The organism is Candidatus Thiodiazotropha sp. AKIB8 (genome assembly GCF_058244675.1).
Genome location: NZ_JBSYOO010000029.1, coordinates 87,054 through 106,792, shown reverse-complemented (window position 1 = coordinate 106,792; position 19,739 = coordinate 87,054). Strand labels below are relative to the sequence as shown.

Sequence of the window (19,739 nt, the reverse complement as noted above, 5' to 3'; positions counted from 1 at the left end):
GAAATGAATCGATACTTGCGTTATTCCGTTCCGCTGCTCGTTTTCGGAGTAATTGCGGTCTTCCTGTTCAAGGGGTTGGGGATGAATCCAAGGGAGATCCCATCCCCTTTGATCGGTAAATCCGTGCCAGAATTTTCCCTGCCAACAGTTGAGAGTGCTGAGACCTTGATCAGCGACAAAAACCTGAAGGGAAAGGTCTACCTGTTGAATGTCTGGGCAACCTGGTGTGTATCCTGTCGTGCTGAACATCAGACCCTTGTCCGTCTGGCCCGTTCCGGCAAGGTGGATATCGTTGGACTCAACTGGAAAGATGAAAGAGACAAGGCCCAATCCTGGCTGCAACAGCTTGGAGATCCCTATGTCATCAATATCTTTGATAAAAAGGGCCGGACTGCGATCGATCTTGGTGTCTACGGCGCCCCGGAAACCTTCTTGGTAGACAGTAAAGGCATCATCCACTACAAACATGCAGGGCCGGTGACCATGTCACTGTTCAATGAAAAGCTCCTACCGATAATTAATGAATTGAAAGGCCAAGGGTCATAATCGTGCGTCTAGTCTATCTCAGTTTTTTAAGCCTCTTTTGCCTGGCATCCCTGCAAGCCGCAACATTGGCGGAATATACCTTTGAGGACCCAGGTCAGGACGAGGACTTTCGCGCCATCATTGAAGAGATGCGCTGTCTGGTCTGCCAAAATGAATCCTTGGCAGGGTCGAATGCCGAACTGGCAGTAGACCTCAGAAACGAAATCTACGAGATGATGAAAAATGGCCAGAGTAAGGATGACATCATCGAATTTATGGTCGCACGTTATGGTGACTTTGTACTCTACAGTCCACCAGTCAAACCAAGCACCTACCCGATTTGGTTCGGTCCAATGATCGTATTTTTAATCGGTGGCGTGGTTCTGTTTCGCATTATCAGGCGCAAAAACAGAAGCAGCGAAACTGAATTGACTGAAGAAGAACAACAGCGACTCGACAACCTGCTAACAGAGTCGACCGAGAAAAGAGACACGAATCAATGACCCTATTTTGGATTATTTCTGCCGGACTTACTGTTCTGGCAATGGCTTTTGTTGCGCTGCCGTTACTGAGAAAAGAGGTAACCAGCGACATCACCTCAGATGAACTGAATCTAGCCGTCTTCAAGCAGCAGCTGGCTGAGCTGGACAGTGATCTTGAAGAGGGAAAACTCGACCAGGCCCAACATGAGGCTGCCCGCAAGGATCTGCAAAAGGCACTTCTGACTGATGTCTCGCCTAATGCGGAAATCACGCAAAACAAAACCTCTGGCCGGGCGATGGCTGCCACTGCAGTCCTGGTTCCTATAGCTGCTGTGCTGATATACAACATATTAGGCTCACCTGAGATCATTCAGCATTTGGCTCAACAGCCTGCAGGCCAACCCAATCAACAGCCAGTCCAATCTCAAAAAGAGGGTATGGAAAACCTGCCGCCAATGGAGGAGCTGGTTCGAAGACTGGCAGAAAAGCTCGAGCAAAATCCCGACAATCATGAAGGCTGGATTATGCTGGGCCGTAGTTATATGTCACTCAATGATCACTCCGCAGCAATCAATGCCTATCAACGGGCAATGGAGATGAATGATCAGGATGTGAGCCTGCTGCTGGCCTACTCTGAAGCCATCGCAGCCACCAGTGGAAACGACTTCACTGGACGAGCTGCACCGATGATACAGAAGGCCTTTGAGCTGGAGCCTGAGAATCCCAATGTGCTTTGGCTGACCGGTATCCTTGCCTATCAGTCCTCAGACTTCAAATCGGCGATAGTCCGCTGGAACGCACTTCGTGATCAACTGACTCCCCAAAGTAACGAGCTCGAATCTGTCAATAAAGCCATCGATGATGCACGCTCCCAGCTTGGTCTACCGGCTGAAGTAGAGGAGTTACCATCTATTGTCAAAGCGAAAAAGCCGGCAGCGAAACCACAATCTTCGACTGCAGCCAAAGCCATCAAGGTAGAAATATCCCTTTCACCTGATCTGCAAAGTAAGGCAAAACCAAACGATCTGGTATTCATCTACGCCAAAGCGGTCAGTGGCCCCCCTATGCCGCTGGCTGCAGTTCGGAAAAAAGTGAGTGACCTGCCTATCTCTCTCAGTCTCGATGACAGCATGGCCATGATGCCGCAAATGAAACTTTCAGGATTCAGTGAAGTGACCGTTGGCGCCAGAATATCCCTCTCTGGCAATCCAAAAGCTCAGAGTGGTGACCTGGAAGGTGAAATAGAGCCAATCAAACCAGGACAAGCTGAGACGGTACAGGTCGTCATTAACTCTGTACATCCCTGATATTACTACTCCGATAGCCCATTGATTGCGCCCTGGCGCAGCAGCGTGTCTGCTTGCGCCACTTCCTTTGTTGATAACATCAAAAATTCTGTATCTGAAATCAGTGTCACACCACTCTTTTGTCTGCATGGCATGCCATAGGGAGTGATATCTACCGCAACAATACAGATGGCCACTTACCGAACTACCCAATGAAGGTTAGCTCAGGCCAGGCCAACACCCTGTGGTTTACTTTTTTTTGATATACCCTAGGGTTTTATGCCAATCTACTGCTTAAACTCAACAACTGTTCTTTTTTGATTGATATACTGGCAATAAATAAAACCATAAGTCATTTTGCCGACGCCTTCCCTGGCTATTCGAAGCAAGTCGGCAAGTTCCGTTGATAGGAGTCAATATGGCCAACTACTCTACCCACGATATTCGCAATGTCGCTCTGACCGGCCATGCCGGCTCTGGTAAGACCAGCCTGATTGAAGATCTGTTGTACCGATCTGGCGCCATCAAAACCAAAGGCACTATCGAACGTGGAGATACCGTCTGCGATAACGATGATCTTGAGAAAGAGCTTCAACACTCTCTTGACATCGCCATCACACATCTAAGTCATGAAAATAAACAGGTCAATATTATCGACACCCCCGGCTATGCTGATTTTTTAGGGCGGGGCATCAGTATATTGCCAGCGGTTGAGTCGGCTGTAATCGTAGTCAATGCGGCTACAGGTATCGAACCCGTAACAATACGAATGATGGAAGCCGCGAAACGCCGCGATCTCTGCCGCTTTATCATTATCAATAAAATTGACTTACCGGAGGTAGATCTTGCAGCCCTGCTGGAGAATCTTCAGGAGACCTTTGGTAATGAGTGTCTGCCCATCAATCTACCTGCAGAAAATGGCCAAAAAGTCATCGACTGCTATTTTCAACCCGGTGGTGAATCTACCGATTTCTCATCCGTCAGTCAGGCTCATGACAACCTGGTCGACCAGGTTGTTGAGGTAGATGAGGCTTTAATGGAGGTCTACCTCGAGCAAGGAGAGGCAATTGAGCCGGAGCAACTGCATGACCCCTTTGAAAAGGCACTCCGGGAAGGACACCTCATTCCAGTCTGTTTCACTTCCGTAGAGAACGGCGCTGGCATAGATGAGTTATTAAACCTGTTTTCTAAACTCATGCCTGATCCCACTGAAGGTAACCCTCCCCCATTCATGAAAGGCGAAGGGGCCAACATGAAGCCAGTCGAGGTCTCCCCCGATGAGAACAAACATGTCATAGGTCATGCTTTCAAGGTCATCAACGACCCTTACCGTGGAAAACTGGGCATCTTCAGGGTTCATCAGGGGAAACTCGAGGTCAACTCTCAGCTCTTTATCGGTGACGCTCGCAAACCTTTTAAGGTCAGTCATCTCTTCCGTCTACATGGAAAAGATCAAGAGGAGATGAAACAGGCAGTACCCGGTGATATCTGTGCCGTTGCCCGGGTGGAAGATATTCACTTCGATGCCGTGTTACACGACTCTCATGATGAAGATCATCACCACCTGCGATCAATCGAGTGCCCAGTACCCCTGTTTGGGTTGGCTATCAACACGGCCAAGCGTGGCGATGAACAGAAATTAAGTGATGCACTGCATAAACTGGAAGATGAAGATCCCTGTTTCCATGTAGAGCATAATGTCAGTCTAAATGAAACAGTCATGCGCGGACTTGGAGAGTTGCATCTTGATGTACTGCTGCAACAGATCAAAAAGAAATACAGTGTAGAAGTTGAGACTCACCCACCCAGTATCTCCTACCGGGAGACCATTACACGCAAAGCTGAGGGCCACTACCGGCATAAAAAACAGACCGGGGGTGCTGGCCAGTTCGGTGAAGTCTTTTTACGTATCGAGCCTCTTGAGCGCGGGTCTGGTTTTGAATATGTCAATAAAGTGGTTGGTGGCGCTATTCCCGGTCAATTTATACCGGCGATTGAAAAAGGTGTTAGAAGCGCATTGGATGAAGGTGCTATTGGTGGCTTCACCATGCAGGATGTACGGGTCACCGTTTATGATGGAAAGTTTCACTCTGTTGATTCCAAAGAGATCGCATTTGTCACTGCAGGTAAAAAAGCATTTCTTGAAGCTGTCGAAAATGCAGGTCCCGTGATCCTTGAGCCGATTGTTAACATCTCAATTACCACTTCTGACCAGTTCATGGGAGATCTGACAGGAGACCTTGCAGGGCGACGCGGACAGATCAGTGGTACCGAGACAGGACGAAACAATACATTGATCATCAAAGGCCAAGCGCCTTTGGCGGAACTGGAAGGGTATGCCACCCACCTGAAAGCACTCACCGGTGGCGAAGGAATTTACACCATAGAGTTCAGCCACTATGAACCGGTTCCTGGAAACATCCAAAAGCAACTGTCCAATAACAAGCCATCATAGCCATACTGAATCAGTGCAAGGTCAGAATCGATGGGCAAGTTACTTTTTTTCTTGCCCATCGAAACAGCAATCACGAAATAGTATCTGATCAACTGTTATCAACCCGGTTTGACAAACAGATAGGCTAAGGCACAGCTTCGAGTGGCAGCCGAGATATTAAAACCTCATCCTGGGTTGCAGTGAATAGATGGTTGTTCAGGACTGTAACTGCTCTTACCTGTGAGGATGTATGAAAATTTCCCACAAACTCTGGCACTTCAGGGTTATCTACGTTGAGCACTTGAATATTCCCTGCTGAAACTGTACCGGCTGAAGCAAACTCCATAACAGATTGGTCATAGTTTGAATGTAAAGATAGCGCCATGGGATCAGAAATATCGAACAGAGTAACACCTGAAAAGATGCTTGTTGCATAGAGGTGTTGATCTAAAACCAGTGGATTCTGGTACAGGTCAGAGTAGACTTCTGTAGATGTGCTAATGATTTCTTGCATATCTGACAGGTCCAGACTCACAATGCGGCGGTGTTGATCCTCTCCGGACAGCAGAAAAACATGGTTTCCAGCTGATGTGGCGATCTCCTGTACATCCTGTACATCCATACGCCCAACTATTGCTGGACTTTCCACACTCACCCATCCTCTTAAATCAAATATCTGTAAGCCAAATTGATCAATTACAGCAAAAACGACAGATCCAGATCTACTTTGAACATAAAGCCATTCATCAGTGATCGACATTTCAGTTATATGACCAGAGATATAATTCACTTACTGATGGTTCGATGGCATCAAATAATACAATTGTGTGTTGAGCTGTAGATCGATTCTGATGTATATCCTGGATAACTAACTGAAGCTGTTCCAGACTGGGTCTTGTTGTTTCACGATCAAGTCGCGGGTGCCATTCAGCAAGGTCCAGATGATCAATAGTGCCATCACCGTTAAGATCCTGTTTCAGTAGAAACTGCGCACTACTATCCAATGCTAGCAATATGTCAGCCTGGCTTGACCTGCTGGCTAATAGATAGCGAACATTTTGGTATGCAGCTTCGGTTAAAACTGTTGCCTTTGCCTCACCTGAGATCAACTGTTCACCTGTCAACAGGGTATGAAATTTTCCATTGACTTGAGCGGGTGCCTCATCCAGCAGACCATCATCATTTGCATCAATATCGACACCTTGACTGATTAACAACAGATTAGGTTAATAGTTTGCATATAGAGATGTACCACTTTGTGGGTATGCCGTATAATTAATCCAGGGTAGATAATTTATCGGATAGATTTTTACCCCTGAATCGTCAGATATTATTTCACCAGAAATAGAAATAATAATGAACTTTTTATTTTAAAAGATAACATCAAAAAGCCTATATTTAATTGCCTTTTGCTACATTTAAAGACACTTTTAATATTCGCTAAATTTCTACTTTAAATAACTCCATTGGCACTTGATTTAGATCAAGGCATACCCACATCCGAACCGTTCTCATAGACCTGAGTAAGCACTAATAAGAACAGGGTTTTACTGACCATAAGAGTGAAACCATGCTGTCCCCATATCTATAATAAATTAAGTGGGGTTGGGTAATTTAGTCAAAACTATCCCTTTCTTCGAACTTGGCTTGCCAATACTTCAAGGGTGATTTTCAACAGTGATTCAATGTGCTCGATAAAGCAGTAGTTTTTCGACACAAATCCCTATTGGAGGAGATCCCTCATTATATCAACCCACTATAGGAGGGAGCTATGAAACGCTTCGGTAACCGTACGTTCACAGCGATACTGGGTAGTATGGCAGCGGCACTGACTCTATTGCTGCAAGTCTCAACTGCTGATGCCGCAAGACCATCAGGTTCAATAGGTAAGGATTGGGGAAACCCAAAAGGCCAGGAGTGTATAGAGTGTCACTGGCAGGAAGACCCCGGATTGACCATGGAGTGGAACCGCAGTCAACATGGTCAGAGTGGCGTCAACTGCCTCGACTGTCATGAAGCAAAAGCTGATGATATTGATGGCTTTGAACATGAAGGACAACGTATCACCATCATCGTTACCCCTAAAGACTGTTCAAAATGCCACTCTGTGGAATTTGAGGAGATGGATGGCTCCCACCACTCAAAAGGCGGTCAAATCCTAGCTTCACTTGACAACCTGCTCGGTGAAGTTGTTGGTGGCCCGGCTGCTGTTAATGCAGGCTGTCGACAATGCCATGGTGCAAAGATAGAGATTGGTGAAGATGGCAAACCAAGCCCGACAACCTGGCCAAACACAGGTATAGGCCGGATTAACCCTGATGGCTCAACTGGTTCATGTACAGCCTGTCATGGCCGCCATCGCTTCTCTAAGGCACAAGCCCGAACACCGGATACTTGCGGTAAATGCCACGTCGGCCCTGACCATCCGCAGATTGAAGTCTACAACGAATCCAAACACGGCATTATCTATCGTGCAAAAGTCGATGAAATGAATATGGAATCGGACAAATGGGTGGCTGGTATCGATTACTCTGCCGCACCTACTTGTGCCACTTGTCATATGAGTGCTGGTGGTAAAGAGAGCAAGACTCACAACGTTGGTGATCGTATATCCTGGACACTGCGCCCACCCATCTCCCAGAAAATCAATCTGGTGCGCCTGGAAGATGGTAATGAGTTTGATGTCAAAGAGGGTAATGCTCTACCAAAGGTAGGCGACAAGGCCAAGGGCTCTACCGTGGTCGAAGTACTGACCTGGAAAGAGCGTCGTAAAAAGATGCAAGAGGTCTGTAAAGCCTGTCATAGCGACAGTGTCATCAATGGCCACTACAACCAGTTCGACAATGTGGTTGAACTCTACAATGAGAAATTCGCCAAACCTATCGCAGCTGTGATGGGTGAACTGAAAAAGAACGGCTATATCACAAAGAGCCCCTTCGACGACAAAATCGAGTGGACCTGGTGGGAGATCTGGCATCATGAAGGACGTCGCGCCCGCCATGGTGCTTCCATGAATGGCCCCGACTACACCTGGTGGCACGGTATCTATGACGTTGCCAAGCATACCTACTTCAAGTGGATTCCTGAATTGAAAGAGGCAGTTCATAAGAAGGATGGTAATGAAAAGTTTGCCGACGCAATGCTCGATAAGTACTTCAGGCCGATCGATGGTCATACCTGGTACTTTGAAGGTATGAGCAAAGAAGCAATCGACAAGGTACGTAAAGGCTTTGAAGACCGCTACGGTAAGGGTGCACTGAAATAAGCAAGCCCTGCCCCTTCAGGTTTCAGCCTGAAGGGGCTTTTATTAACCCGGCGACTAAGTATGTCGTCTTCGGGGTTTCAAGCCTGCCCTTGATCAAGGCGCGGCTCGTAGGCAATGGTTGTTCCCTTGTCAAGAGCCGCAACACCGAGCAAGGGCAGGCTTGAAACCCCTAACAATATGATTTTTAAAAGAGAGGCCGAAGTGTACCTGCCTGCAGACTGCGTTATCAAAACTTGCTGTAGGAGTACTACAGCGGCGTTTTGATGCCTTGCCGCAGGCAGGCACACTTCGGCTGAAGACAACATACTCAGTCGCCGGGTTAATAGCTTTTACAATCTACGGAAACTGATCAATCTCACGAGGTATTAAATGCTGCAATACTCTAAATACCTGTTTCTTGCTTTTCTCGGGTGTACTCTTTGCATATCCGCTACAGCAAACAGCGAAACTGATTCTTTAGTCAACCAGGCATTGGTGCAATCTGAAGCTGGTGATATGAAAAAGGCACAGTCTCTGTTGGAAGAAGCAGTTAAAACAGAACCCTCCTCTTTGGCTTATACGCGACTTGGTGGCGTACATCTGCTTCAACAGGCCTACTCATCAGGTATTGACCATTTTCAACAGGCCATTATGCTCGATCAATCCAATTCAGAAGCTTTTATCGGATTGGCGATAGCCTATTTGCACCTGGGTAGATATCAACTAGCCAGAGAAGCTCTGAAACAAGCGCAACAGCTAGATCCCACCAAAAAACAAGAAATAGATAAAGTTGTCATATGGTTGAATCAGCGTTCCTCCCAACAATCAGTACACTGATTCAGAAAATATCAGAGGAGATTTTCATGACTATAAGAAAAATACGACTTTTGGCAATCTGTGCCGCGCTGATACTCTCAGGCACTCTTTATGCTGAAGGTGTGCGCACTCCGAGCATGCTTGCCAACACCTGTGCCGGCTGTCATGGCACCCTGGGTGCAAGTGCCGGTGACCTGATGCCAATCATCGGTGGAATGGAAAAAGAGTTTTTACAAACCATTCTCCTGGAATATAAAACTGGAGAACGTGACTCCACCATTATGGGTAGGATTGCTAAAGGCTACAGTGATTCAGAATTGAAAGCGATAGCTTCATTCATGGCAGATCAGGAGTGGGTCTCCAGTCCAGTGAAAACAAATTCAAAAATGGTTTCAATGGGTAAAAAGATTCATGACAAGCAGTGTAAAACCTGCCATGAAGAGAACGGCCGTGTACAAGAGGATGATGCGCCACGCCTGGCCGGCCAGTGGCCTGAATATACCCTGCACTATCTGCAATGGTGCCATAGTAAGGGAAAACGTTGTCAGCCCCGAAAAATGGGTACTCGTGTCATGAAACTCTCCGAAAAAGAGTTAAAAGCCATGGCTGAGTTTTATGCCAGTGAAAAATAACTTTTGGGGAGAAACAGATATGGCTAAATTCACTCGAAGAAGATTTATTAAAGCGGCTGGTGTCTGTAGTGCATTAGGTGCGATGGTATCAATGGGCGCCTGTACTGCCAGTAATCCCAAGCAATCTTCCAGTAGCAAGAAAGGCCGGGTGATTGTTATTGGCGGTGGCTATGGCGGCGCAATTGCTGCGAAGTATGTCAAACTGACCGATGCAGAGATCAGTGTTACTTTGATCGAAATGAACAAAAAATATGTCTCCTGCCCACTGAGTAATGAAATACTGGGTGGAGACAGAACGATCGACAGCATTACATTTGGTTATGACAAGCTCAGTGATAATCGAAATATCAATGTCGTATACGATGAAGTCGTTGCAATTGATGCTGATAAACATAGCGTTAAATGCAAGAGTGGTAAACAGTACAGCTATGATAAATTGATAGTCTCACCTGGTGTAGACTTCCGCTACGAAAAGATTGATGGATACAGCGCTGAGGTTGCTGAACAGATTCCCCATGCCTGGAAGGCTGGACCGCAAACTGTCACCCTAAGAAAACAACTTAAGGCCATGAAAGATGGTGGCGTTTGCTATATTGCAGCACCACCAAACCCGTTTCGTTGTCCTCCAGGGCCCTATGAGAGGGCCGCTCAAATCGCTCACTACTTTAAACAGCATAAGCCCAAATCCAAGGTTATCATCCTTGATGCCAAGGATAAGTTTTCAAAACAGGGGCTGTTTATGCAAGGCTATAAAAAGTTCTACGTCGATATGGTGGAATGGGTATCCGGTGCCGGTGGTGGCATAATCGAAGCGATCGACCCTAAAAACCGTACCCTGGTTGGCCAGGTTGATGAGTATCAAGGTGATGTTGTTAATATCATACCGGCACAGAAAGCGGGTAAGATTGCGCAAATTGCAGGCTTGGCAGATGACTCAGGTTGGTGCCCGGTGGATCAAAAGACCTTTGAATCCAAACTGCACAAGGACATACATGTCATTGGTGATGCCTGTATTGCCGGCAAAATGCCTAAATCCGGCTATGCCGCCAATTCTCAAGGTAAGGTATGTGCTGCTGCAATTGTGGCGGCATTGAATGGCCAGGATCCGGGCGAGCCATCGTACGTCAATACCTGCTACAGCATTATCGCACCTGAATGGGGTATCTCGGTCGCAGCGGTATATCAGCTGGTAGACGGAAAGATCGTTGGTGTGAAGGGTGCTGGGGGGCTGTCGCCCATGAATGCCAGTGCCGCAACCCGCGCCATCGAAGCCAAGTTTGCCCGAAGCTGGTTTAAAAACATCACTGGAGATATGTTTACCTGAGCTAAACCTAACATGAAGTAGGATGAGTAGAGGAATAGTGTGACCATTCCTATGAGTGTATAACGATACCTTCAGTTATTCACAGAATCTGATGTAGTCACATCACCACTAACTCATCCTACTTCGTTGCAAATGGGGCATGTTGTAAATCGCAGCGATCACCCCATTATGGCTTCCAGTGTAGTGTTACATGTAATTTGGACCTTACAGGTTCATTTTTTGTTAAACCACACCAGATTACACCTTAAATTGCGCAATAAGGCCTTTTAGCTGTTCAGAAAGTTCTGCGAGATCCAAACTGGCCTGGGCAGTTTGTTCAGCACCAACTGAAGTCTGTTCAGCAACGTGAGAGATATTGACTATATTACGATTTATCTCTTCTGTAACCGAACCCTGCTCTTCAGCAGCGCTGGCAATTTGGGCGTTCATATTGTTGATCAGATCCACTGATTCAGTAATCAGATCCAGCGATTCTCCTGCAAGGCTGGCTTGTTCCACACCATCTGCCGACTTTGCTTTACTGGCCTCCATAACCTGAACTGCTTGAACAGCACCAGTTTGAAGTTTACTGATCATCTCTTCAATCTCTTGAGTGGACTTCTGAGTGCGACCAGCGAGTGTTCTGACTTCATCCGCAACCACGGCAAATCCACGACCTTGCTCACCTGCCCGTGCAGCTTCAATTGCAGCATTGAGAGCAAGAAGATTGGTTTGCTCTGCAATACTCTTAATCACATCAAGAACTGACCCTATACTCTCTGTCTCAGTCTCAAGTCTATGTATTACGTTTGCAGCCTGTTCCACTTCAGTTGCCAACTGGCCGATAGCTTCAATCGTTTGGCTTACCACCTCCTTACCTTTTGCAGATGAGTGATCAGCTTTCTGAGTTGCTTCAGCAGCATTTACAGCGTTTTGAGCGACATCATGTACTGTAGCATTCATCTGATTAATGGCAGTCGCAATCTGTTCAGTCTCAGATTTTTGTTGATTGATTGCATTTGTGGTTTGTGCAGTAACAGTCGATGTCTCTTCGGCAGCAGATGCGAGCCGTATAATAGAGTCTTTTATCTGACTGATGGTACTACTGAACTTCTCTGCCATACTATTAAATTCAGCTGCGATATGGCCAAGCTCATCCTTTGCCACATAATCTACCCGGGCTGTAAGATCGCCCTCTGACATTCGTTTAGCAGATTTTTCAATCGATTCAACGCCCTTTGTAATACTGGAGATGGAAAGATATGCCAGAAATGCACTGAATATCGATCCTACAACAAGAATAAAGATAACCAGCTTTAGCATCGATTGATAGTTATCATACGATTGATTGAAAGAGTCTTCCGCCTCTTCCATCTGCATCTCAAATAGCTTCTCTGCAGCTTCGTTAGTCTTCTGGAATGTAGGATTAATTACCTCCACTATAATTTTGTTCGCTGCAGTATAATTGCCAGACTTGATTTGCTCGACAGCGGGCACGATTCCCTGTGATTCCAATTTCTCTTTATACATTTCAAACTCGTTTGCAGCAGCTCTCTCTTCACTATCCAATTCAGAGTCAGTGATCTCCTTCCAATGCTCATCAATTTGTTCCAAGTTATGAGCAATAGTATCGAGATGCTTCGATATGTTGTGGTTATGCATATTGGCATATTCGCTACTAGGATCATGCTGCACGCTGAGTAGCAACTGGGTTCTATTGTCAGAGCTATGCTCTAATACAACGCCTAAAGCATGGGTATGGTGCATCCCTCCGTGATATAGGTCATCTATCGACAGGTTTGCATTACGCATTCCACTGATTGCAAAGAGACCGACAATCACGGTCATCGAAATTGCAATTATGACAAGTATGGTTAGCCGCCATTTGATAGGTAGACTGTTTAGCAGTGACATATCTATTCTCCTTCATAACATGTTGATATAGCACACAAAACAGTCCGAATTTAAATCCAGGGATAGCGCTAAGATCAGCAAGAGTCCATAAGGGGATTAAATTAATCCATTCGACAGAAAGAGTCGGCTCTGATCAGGTTTTCTTCAACTATATTTAATTAACTTTTTTGACCTAAATCAATTAACCATCACTAGTATTCTTCACTATTTAATAGTTTATGCCGATATAAAAACCATCGACATTAAGGATGGATATACCGGTGACTTTATCTAAAAATACTCTCCTTCCTATACTATTGTGTTTATATCCAGGATCCCAGGTTTTTGGTGATGAACCACAAGATAGATTTGGTCTTCTCACTCCAGCCATTCCAGGAGTTGAGGTTGGAATGACAATGATTTGGCAAGCGGCTGATGATGAAAATGTAGACCGTGAGTTATTGGCATCATTGGATGTAGTAGGCCATTGGTCTGTCGCAGGAGGAGCAATCACCCTCTATGTAGAAGGCAGCACGACACCGGGCTCATCGGCTGTCTCATCTTCGTTTCCAGAAGCTAATGGTGATGCAGGAAGTGCATTGAATAAGAATGGCGAGGGACGCGTACAAGTGTCTGAACTGTTTTATGAAAAGGAATTCGGCCCAGCAACTGTTTTTGGTGGCTTGCTGAACCCCACCTCTTCGCTTGATAATAGTGATCTTATGAATGATGAGACCTCACAATTTTTGGCGACGCCACTGGTCAACAACCCTACGATTGGATTCCCTGACTATTCATTGGGGGGACTACTTCATCACGAACCCTCATCGAATTTACCAGGTTTTAATCTATTCATCTCCAGTTCACATGGGCTCGGCGATAATCCGAATGCAAGTTATGATGAACTTTTTCATATTGGCGATGAAGAGAAAGGCTTTTTTACAGCGATAGAGGCCTATAACTATAGCCAAAGCATAACCTGGCGATTTGGTGCTTGGCATAATAGTGCAGATCATGAACAGCTAGATAATCCCAGTAAGAGTGACACAAACTACGGTATGTATATGGTTTTGGATGGAGAAACAGATCTGTTCAACTGGTCTCATCGTTTAGGTATTGCTAACCCAAAGAGTTCTGCTGCCGACCGATTTATTGCCCTGGCCATATCACGAGAATTGACTGAGGATTTAGAATTAGGAGCGGGCTTTGCACATACTATGGTAAGCCGAGAGTTACCTAATGATCTCGAAGATCAATCAATTTCAGAGATCTATCTCAAAAAAGCCATAAAAAAACACGCTGAACTCTCACTTTCAATTCAATATCTCAACCAAGCAAATTTCGCTGATCCGGAAAGTGTCAGTGGTTGGATCGGTAGTGTAAGAGTGTCTGTGGTACTTTGAGAAAATGGACTACAATCTGATAACCGAGTTGCGCTCTAGTGGGCCGCTCGGTAAATTTCACCTTTCAAATATCTCTTACGAACTACCTCAGGAAATTTCTCAATCGCATACCTCAACATAGTCCGGGGCATTGCTTTATAGTGTTTTTCAAGGAATGCTTCTTCAATCTTCCTCTCCCTGTTACCCACTTCACGCAACATCCATCCTACTGCTTTATGTATTAAATCATGCTCGTCATTCAGCAACAATTCTGAAAGTATCAGGGTATCCTGAAACTGATCTCTTTTTATAAAATGATAAGTGGCAATAATAGCTATCCGTCTCTCCCAAAGGGAGGGAGATTCAACCAACTGATAGAGCGGAGCCTTATCTTTTTCAAATAGATAACCACCAATTATGTGATAGGCGGAGCTGTCAACCAGATCCCAGTTGTTTATATAACGTGTCTGTTTCAAGTAGAGCTGATAGACTCGACCACGCAATGCTTCATCACCACGCTCGAATTTTCTTACCAGTAACAGCAGTGCGCATAAACGCTCCTCGTGATAGGCAGATTTGAGTAAGCGTTCAACTTCCTTGAGTGACATCTCTTGAAATGTTTTTGCCTGCTGCCTGAGGAGAGGCACTCTTATACCCAAGAATTTATCACCTTCTCCGTACTCTCCCTTGCCGGTTTTAAAGAACCTCTGGGAATGAGTAGCTATCTCAGGATTGGCTAACTCTCTAAGCCGCTTTCTAAGGTGATCAGCTTTTAATGTTGCTTGAGAAATCGCCATGACATTTATTCTGGATCGCGTTTATTGCCAATTGCCCCATCTAAAATATTGCCTCTCAAATCGACACCTGCAAATAGTGCTTCCCGTAAATTGGCCTTACGTAAGTTGCATCGATGTAGTTTGGCCCCTGTAAAGTCTGCTCCATAGAGATTTGTCGATGTGAAATCAGTGAATTCCAAATGTGCCCGGCGAAAACTTGCCCCTTTAAGATTTGATCCACTCATGTTGACCCGCATGATGCTGGCGTCAGAGAAGTCTGTATCGATAAGGTTACCACTGACAACAACCCCTTCCAATTGAGCCTCCTGAAGTTGCGCCCCTTTGAGATTAACTCCCAACATCTGTGCCCTGTTCAACTTAGCTCGACGCAGGTCAGCGCCGATCAGCTTGGTTTTTTTCAACTCGGTTTCTGATAACAGGGACGATAGCAGACGACTGTTCGACAAATCTGCCTTGAGTAGTCTGGCTTGAGTGAAATCGACATGGCTCAGATCCAGTCCTGATAGATTGCTGTTGCGCAGATTGGTTTGTCTGAAACTGACCTGACTGATCGAACTGACCTGACTTAGATCGACACCTCGTAAATCGGCACCATCAAGGGTCGCATTAGAAAAATCTGTAGCCACGAGTCTACTTTTGGAGAAGAGTGCCGATTTCAAATTTGCACCACTTAGATTAGCATCCGAGAGGTTCGCGCCACTAAAATTTGCCTCTTGCAGATGGCTCTGCTGAAGATTGGCACCGCTTAAATCTGCCCGACTGAAGCGACCTCGCTTAATCACTATTCCTTGCAGGTTGGCTCCGGAGAGGTCAGATTTGGCGAAGCTCGCGCCATTTAAGCTTGCCCCTCGGAAATCAACGTTGCTGAGATCACTGCCATAGAAGATGGCATTATCCAGTTTGGCGCCTCTCAGATCACTGCCTGATAAAGATTTCATCCTCAGGTCAGCGCCGGATAGATCGCACTCCCGGCATTCACCTTGCGTAAGCAGTTGTTCCACAGCCAACTCAGAGGCAGATAGAGAGCCGAGCGATCCGATGATGAGAGAGATCGATATCGAGTAAAGTATTTGCACTGACACTCGCATTGAAGACCTTTAAGTTTATTTAGGAATAGTCAGGGAACCTCTGAACAGGTCATGGATCGACATCTTGCCGCCAGAACGGGCTGCTTCTGCATCAATAATCTTCGCTATAGCTGGGTTATTATCTGCAATTCGCGCTTGAATCACCCCATTTTGTTCGGCCCAGACTTATTAAGAGGTTCCATAGCTGTTATCAGCCTATTGTAGGCCTGTTTATAGTGCTCGCACCAATTAGATGCACTGTTTTTTTTGCCGCCTGACCTGTGGCAGTAGTTGTGAGACAATTAGCCGCTTTTTATTTTCAGCTAGTCGTAGATGAACACACAAATATCAAACCACTCCCCTCTCACCCCTGAACTGCCCCGAGCTGCCGGAGAGCGCTTTCAGTGGGGCGGCCTGCGTGGTTGCAGTGCCTCTCTGGCGATTGCCAATACAGCACAGCACTATCAAGGTGTTATTTTAGTTATAACCCCGGATATGCAGTCGGCAAACCAGCTCGAAACTGAGTTACGCTTCTTTCTTGGTGAAGAGGATATTCCGGTCATCAACTTTCCAGACTGGGAGACCCTGCCTTATGATCTCTTCTCACCACTACCCGAGCTGATATCACAACGACTGCTTACCCTGCAGCAACTGCCCTCTATGAACCGGGGTTTGCTGGTCACACCAGTCTCAACTTTGATGCAGCGGCTGGCGCCACAGCATTTTCTCGATGCCAATTGTCTGCTGATAAAAGCTGGACAGCAGCTAAATATCGAAGAGACCCGGAAACGACTGGAGCATAGCGGTTATCAGTGTGTCTCCCAGGTCTTTTCCCATGGTGAGTTTGCCGTTAGAGGCTCTCTGCTCGACATCTATCCTATGGGTAGCCAGACACCCTACCGAATAGATCTCTTCGATGATGAAATTGACACAATCCGCACTTTTGACCCGGAAACCCAACGTTCACTGGAGAAAGTCAATGCCATCGAGATGCTGCCTGCACGGGAGTTTCCGCTTGATGAATCCGGCATCCAACAATTCCGGCGTAGCTATCGGGTCCAGTTTGAGGGTGACTTACAACAAAGTCTGATCTACCAGGATGTATCAGAAGGCAGAATCCCCAGTGGACTGGAGTACTATCTGCCACTCTTTTTCGAACAGACTGCTACCCTGTTCGACTACCTGCCACAACAACACCTGGTTATCCAATGGGATGATATCAGGCAACAAGCTGACAATTTCTTCGCAGAAGTTGCCAGTCGTTTCGAGGAGCGTCGACATGATATTGAGCGCCCTATCCTGCCACCACAACATATCTACTTGCGGGAAGATGAACTGGTAGCAGAACTGAAACGGGGACAACTGATTACAGTCAGCCGTACTGAGCTAGCACAACGTAGCAAAGGCTACGCTGACCTGATCAACTACCAGACTCAACTGCCACCACCTGTTGCCTTTCAGGCCCGCAGCAAAACTCCAGCTATCGCTCTCAAACGATTCCTTAAGGATCAGGGAAGACGAACCCTGTTTGTTGCCGAAGGTGCCGGCAGGCGTGAAATGCTTCTTGGAACGCTTCGAGACATCGGCATTCATGCCAAACCTGTCGAGACATGGCATGACTTTCTTGATTGCGATCTCGAAATCGGGCTCTGTGTCGCTCCCCTCGAACAGGGCCTGTGGCTTGAGTCTGCTGGCATTGCGATCATTACCGAAACCCAGCTGTATGGTGAACGGGTACGTCAGCAACGCAGACGACGCAAGGTCAGTCAGGATCCAGATCAAATCGTTCGCAACCTTACCGAGCTTCACGTTGGAGCGCCGGTTGTTCATGAAGATCACGGTGTCGGTCGTTACCTGGGGTTACAAACCCTGGATGTAGGCGGTCAAACCACAGAGTTCCTTACCCTGGAATATGCTCGGGGTGACAAACTTTATGTCCCGGTTGCCTCCCTGCATCTAATCAGTCGTTACGCCGGTGCGTCGCCCGAGCATGCTCCTCTACATAGACTGGGTGGAGACCAATGGGAGAAAACCAAGAAAAAAGCGGCCAAACAGATCCGCGACGTTGCCGCTGAGCTGCTGGAGATTTATGCCCGCCGTGCGGCCCGTCAGGGGGTAGCCTTTCCTGCCCCAGATGCAGAGTATCAGGAGTTTGCCGCATCATTCGAGTTCGAGGAGACTCCAGATCAGCACCAGACTATTTCTGCAGTAATAGAGGATATGACCTCCCCTCAGCCTATGGATCGTGTTGTCTGCGGTGATGTGGGTTTTGGTAAAACCGAGGTGGCGATGCGAGCTGCTTTTACTGCTACCCAAGGCAACAAACAGGTCGCAGTATTGGTGCCCACCACCTTATTGGCGCAACAGCACTATCAAAATTTCGCAGATCGTTTTGCCGACTGGCCGGTCAAGGTGGAGAGCCTTTCCCGGTTTCGTACCGGCAAACAACAGCAGGTCGTGTTGGATGGGCTGAAAAGTGGCGTTGTTGATATTGTCATTGGTACCCATAAACTCCTCTCCGAAGGCATACAGTTCAAAAACCTGGGGCTTGTCATCGTTGACGAAGAGCACCGTTTTGGCGTGCGTCATAAAGAGAAACTTAAGGCACTTCGCAGTGAGGTTGACCTGTTGACCCTCACAGCGACTCCGATTCCACGAACCCTGAATATGGCCATGTCGGGTATGCGGGATCTGTCCATCATTGCCACCCCTCCTGCCTTGCGACATCCGGTGAAGACCTTTGTCAGCCAGTGGAGTGACAGTCTGATCAGTGAGGCCTGTCAACGTGAGTTAAAACGTGGCGGTCAGATCTACTTTCTGCACAATGAAGTCAGCACCATCGAAAACATGGCAGAACGGTTGGAAGCACTGTTGCCAGGTGTGCGCCTGCAGGTAGCCCATGGGCAGATGCGGGAACGCCAGCTGGAAGGGATCATGCGTGATTTCTATCATCAGCGCTTCAATCTTTTGGTCTGCACCACTATCGTTGAGAGTGGCATTGACGTGCCCACAGCCAATACCATCATCATCAACCGAGCGGATAAACTTGGCCTGGCACAACTCCATCAGATACGTGGACGCGTTGGACGCTCACACCACCGTGCCTATGCTTATCTGCTGACGCCAGCAACTGAAAGCCTAACATCTGACGCAAAGAAACGCCTGGAAGCCATTGAATCTCTTGAGGATCTTGGAGCTGGATTTACGCTAGCAACCCATGACTTAGAAATCCGTGGCGCCGGTGAGCTGCTGGGAGATGTACAGAGCGGGCAGATACAGGAGATCGGTTTTGCCCTCTACACAGAACTGCTGGAACGGGCTGTGGAAGCACTGAAGTCCGGTCACCAGCCGGAATTGGATCGACCTCTCGATCATGGCACCGAAATTGAGCTCAGCATACCGGCACTGCTACCCGAAGACTATCTGCCGGATGTTCACAGCCGTCTGGTGCTCTATAAAAGGATCGCCAGCGCTAAAGACAAAGCAGAGCTACGGGAACTGCAGGTGGAGATGATTGACCGCTTCGGATTGCTTCCAGATGCAGCTAAAAACCTCTTCTCAATCACAGAGCTGAAACTCCGCGCCCATCCTCTTGGAATCAGAAAGATAGAAGCCGGTCCAAAGGGGGCAAGATTGCTGTTCGATGAGAGTCCTAAATTTGATCCAGCTTCGCTGATACGACTGATACAACAGAAACCTCAAGTCTATCGATTTGAGGGTAGTGATAAATTGAGATACCACACACCACTTGAGAATCCTGCCAGTCGCGTTGAAAAGATACACGAGCTGCTCGACAGACTGATAGACTAGGGTCTGTTAACCCCAAGTAGATTACTGATTTCAGAGGCATGTCCCACAAACACAAGGTGTTTTTTGTA

The 19,739-nt window shown here is 46.9% G+C and carries 16 protein-coding genes; 10 read left to right on the top strand and 6 right to left on the bottom strand.

Annotation, left to right across the window (positions count from 1 at the left end):
- Positions 1-3 precede the first annotated feature (3 nt).
- Genes AC4IFB_RS07000 through ccmI form a run of 3 tightly spaced genes read left to right on the top strand, consistent with a single transcriptional unit; the run spans position 4 to position 2,314 of the window.
- The gene (locus AC4IFB_RS07000; RefSeq protein ID WP_490776961.1) at positions 4-546 is read left to right on the top strand and encodes a DsbE family thiol:disulfide interchange protein; all 543 of its coding nucleotides are present in this window, start codon (positions 4-6) and stop codon (positions 544-546) included.
- Positions 547-548: 2 nt separating this feature from the next.
- Entirely contained in the window at positions 549-1,028 is a 480-nt protein-coding gene (locus AC4IFB_RS06995; protein ID WP_490779772.1) for a cytochrome c-type biogenesis protein, read from the top strand.
- Positions 1,025-2,314: a c-type cytochrome biogenesis protein CcmI gene (gene ccmI, locus AC4IFB_RS06990; protein ID WP_490776963.1), complete on the top strand. Its 1,290-nt coding sequence runs from the start codon at positions 1,025-1,027 to the stop codon at positions 2,312-2,314. Before AC4IFB_RS06995 ends, ccmI begins: the two co-directional genes overlap by 4 nt.
- Positions 2,315-2,319: 5 nt before the next feature.
- Here the strand turns inward: ccmI and AC4IFB_RS06985 are convergent, their stop codons facing one another.
- Entirely contained in the window at positions 2,320-2,490 is a 171-nt protein-coding gene (locus tag AC4IFB_RS06985) for a hypothetical protein (protein WP_490776964.1), read from the bottom strand.
- Positions 2,491-2,711: 221 nt separating this feature from the next.
- On the opposite strand from AC4IFB_RS06985, the gene fusA reads away from it, so the two are divergent.
- A complete protein-coding gene (gene fusA, locus AC4IFB_RS06980) occupies positions 2,712-4,748 on the top strand; it encodes an elongation factor G (protein ID WP_490776965.1) in 2,037 nt (678 codons plus the stop codon).
- Positions 4,749-4,872: 124 nt separating this feature from the next.
- Here the strand turns inward: fusA and AC4IFB_RS06975 are convergent, their stop codons facing one another.
- Positions 4,873-5,376, bottom strand: a complete 504-nt coding sequence (locus AC4IFB_RS06975; protein ID WP_490779771.1) for an LVIVD repeat-containing protein — start codon at positions 5,374-5,376, stop codon at positions 4,873-4,875.
- Positions 5,377-5,488: 112 nt separating this feature from the next.
- Positions 5,489-5,944, bottom strand: a complete 456-nt coding sequence (locus AC4IFB_RS06970; protein ID WP_490779770.1) for a hypothetical protein — start codon at positions 5,942-5,944, stop codon at positions 5,489-5,491.
- Between the two features lie 554 nt (positions 5,945-6,498).
- Between AC4IFB_RS06970 and AC4IFB_RS06965 the strand changes: the two genes are divergently transcribed.
- The 4 genes from AC4IFB_RS06965 to AC4IFB_RS06950 all read left to right on the top strand — a co-directional run bounded on the left by AC4IFB_RS06965 (position 6,499) and on the right by AC4IFB_RS06950 (position 10,743).
- Positions 6,499-7,992 (top strand): multiheme c-type cytochrome, encoded by a 1,494-nt coding sequence (locus tag AC4IFB_RS06965; protein ID WP_490776968.1) that lies wholly within the window; start codon positions 6,499-6,501, stop codon positions 7,990-7,992.
- A gap of 369 nt (positions 7,993-8,361) precedes the next feature.
- Entirely contained in the window at positions 8,362-8,808 is a 447-nt protein-coding gene (locus AC4IFB_RS06960) for a tetratricopeptide repeat protein (protein WP_490779769.1), read from the top strand.
- Between the two features lie 26 nt (positions 8,809-8,834).
- Entirely contained in the window at positions 8,835-9,419 is a 585-nt protein-coding gene (locus tag AC4IFB_RS06955; protein WP_490779768.1) for a c-type cytochrome, read from the top strand.
- 19 nt (positions 9,420-9,438) lie between these two features.
- Positions 9,439-10,743: an FCSD flavin-binding domain-containing protein gene (locus tag AC4IFB_RS06950; RefSeq protein WP_490779767.1), complete on the top strand. Its 1,305-nt coding sequence runs from the start codon at positions 9,439-9,441 to the stop codon at positions 10,741-10,743.
- Positions 10,744-10,980: 237 nt separating this feature from the next.
- Here the strand turns inward: AC4IFB_RS06950 and AC4IFB_RS06945 are convergent, their stop codons facing one another.
- A complete protein-coding gene (locus tag AC4IFB_RS06945; RefSeq protein ID WP_490779766.1) occupies positions 10,981-12,636 on the bottom strand; it encodes a HAMP domain-containing methyl-accepting chemotaxis protein in 1,656 nt (551 codons plus the stop codon).
- A gap of 260 nt (positions 12,637-12,896) precedes the next feature.
- On the opposite strand from AC4IFB_RS06945, the gene AC4IFB_RS06940 reads away from it, so the two are divergent.
- Positions 12,897-14,018, top strand: a complete 1,122-nt coding sequence (locus AC4IFB_RS06940) for a hypothetical protein (RefSeq protein WP_490779765.1) — start codon at positions 12,897-12,899, stop codon at positions 14,016-14,018.
- A 35-nt stretch (positions 14,019-14,053) separates the two neighbouring features.
- Here the strand turns inward: AC4IFB_RS06940 and AC4IFB_RS06935 are convergent, their stop codons facing one another.
- Together AC4IFB_RS06935 and AC4IFB_RS06930 are read right to left on the bottom strand one after the other, a co-directional pair.
- On the bottom strand, positions 14,054-14,794 hold the full coding sequence (locus AC4IFB_RS06935; RefSeq protein ID WP_490779764.1) for a DNA alkylation repair protein: 741 nt from the start codon (positions 14,792-14,794) through the stop codon (positions 14,054-14,056).
- Between the two features lie 5 nt (positions 14,795-14,799).
- The gene (locus AC4IFB_RS06930; protein ID WP_490779763.1) at positions 14,800-15,870 is read right to left on the bottom strand and encodes a pentapeptide repeat-containing protein; all 1,071 of its coding nucleotides are present in this window, start codon (positions 15,868-15,870) and stop codon (positions 14,800-14,802) included.
- A gap of 324 nt (positions 15,871-16,194) precedes the next feature.
- Here AC4IFB_RS06930 and mfd point away from each other — a divergent pair, with 324 nt between their 5' ends.
- Positions 16,195-19,671 carry a transcription-repair coupling factor gene (gene mfd, locus AC4IFB_RS06925; RefSeq protein WP_490779762.1) on the top strand — a complete coding sequence of 1,159 codons (3,477 nt, stop codon included), beginning with the start codon at positions 16,195-16,197 and terminating at the stop codon, positions 19,669-19,671.
- The last annotated feature ends 68 nt before the right edge of the window (positions 19,672-19,739 follow it).

Excerpts from the sequence above, each read along its gene's own strand:
- AC4IFB_RS07000 (WP_490776961.1), top strand. The coding sequence starts at position 4 with ATGAATCGATACTTGCGTTATTCCGTTCCGCTGCTCGTTTTCGGAGTA.
- ccmI (WP_490776963.1), top strand. The coding sequence starts at position 1,025 with ATGACCCTATTTTGGATTATTTCTGCCGGACTTACTGTTCTGGCAATG.
- fusA (WP_490776965.1), top strand. The coding sequence starts at position 2,712 with ATGGCCAACTACTCTACCCACGATATTCGCAATGTCGCTCTGACCGGC.
- AC4IFB_RS06965 (WP_490776968.1), top strand. The coding sequence starts at position 6,499 with ATGAAACGCTTCGGTAACCGTACGTTCACAGCGATACTGGGTAGTATG.
- AC4IFB_RS06960 (WP_490779769.1), top strand. The coding sequence starts at position 8,362 with ATGCTGCAATACTCTAAATACCTGTTTCTTGCTTTTCTCGGGTGTACT.
- AC4IFB_RS06955 (WP_490779768.1), top strand. The coding sequence starts at position 8,835 with ATGACTATAAGAAAAATACGACTTTTGGCAATCTGTGCCGCGCTGATA.
- AC4IFB_RS06950 (WP_490779767.1), top strand. The coding sequence starts at position 9,439 with ATGGCTAAATTCACTCGAAGAAGATTTATTAAAGCGGCTGGTGTCTGT.
- AC4IFB_RS06945 (WP_490779766.1), bottom strand. The coding sequence starts at position 12,636 with ATGTCACTGCTAAACAGTCTACCTATCAAATGGCGGCTAACCATACTT.
- AC4IFB_RS06935 (WP_490779764.1), bottom strand. The coding sequence starts at position 14,794 with ATGGCGATTTCTCAAGCAACATTAAAAGCTGATCACCTTAGAAAGCGG.
- mfd (WP_490779762.1), top strand. The coding sequence starts at position 16,195 with ATGAACACACAAATATCAAACCACTCCCCTCTCACCCCTGAACTGCCC.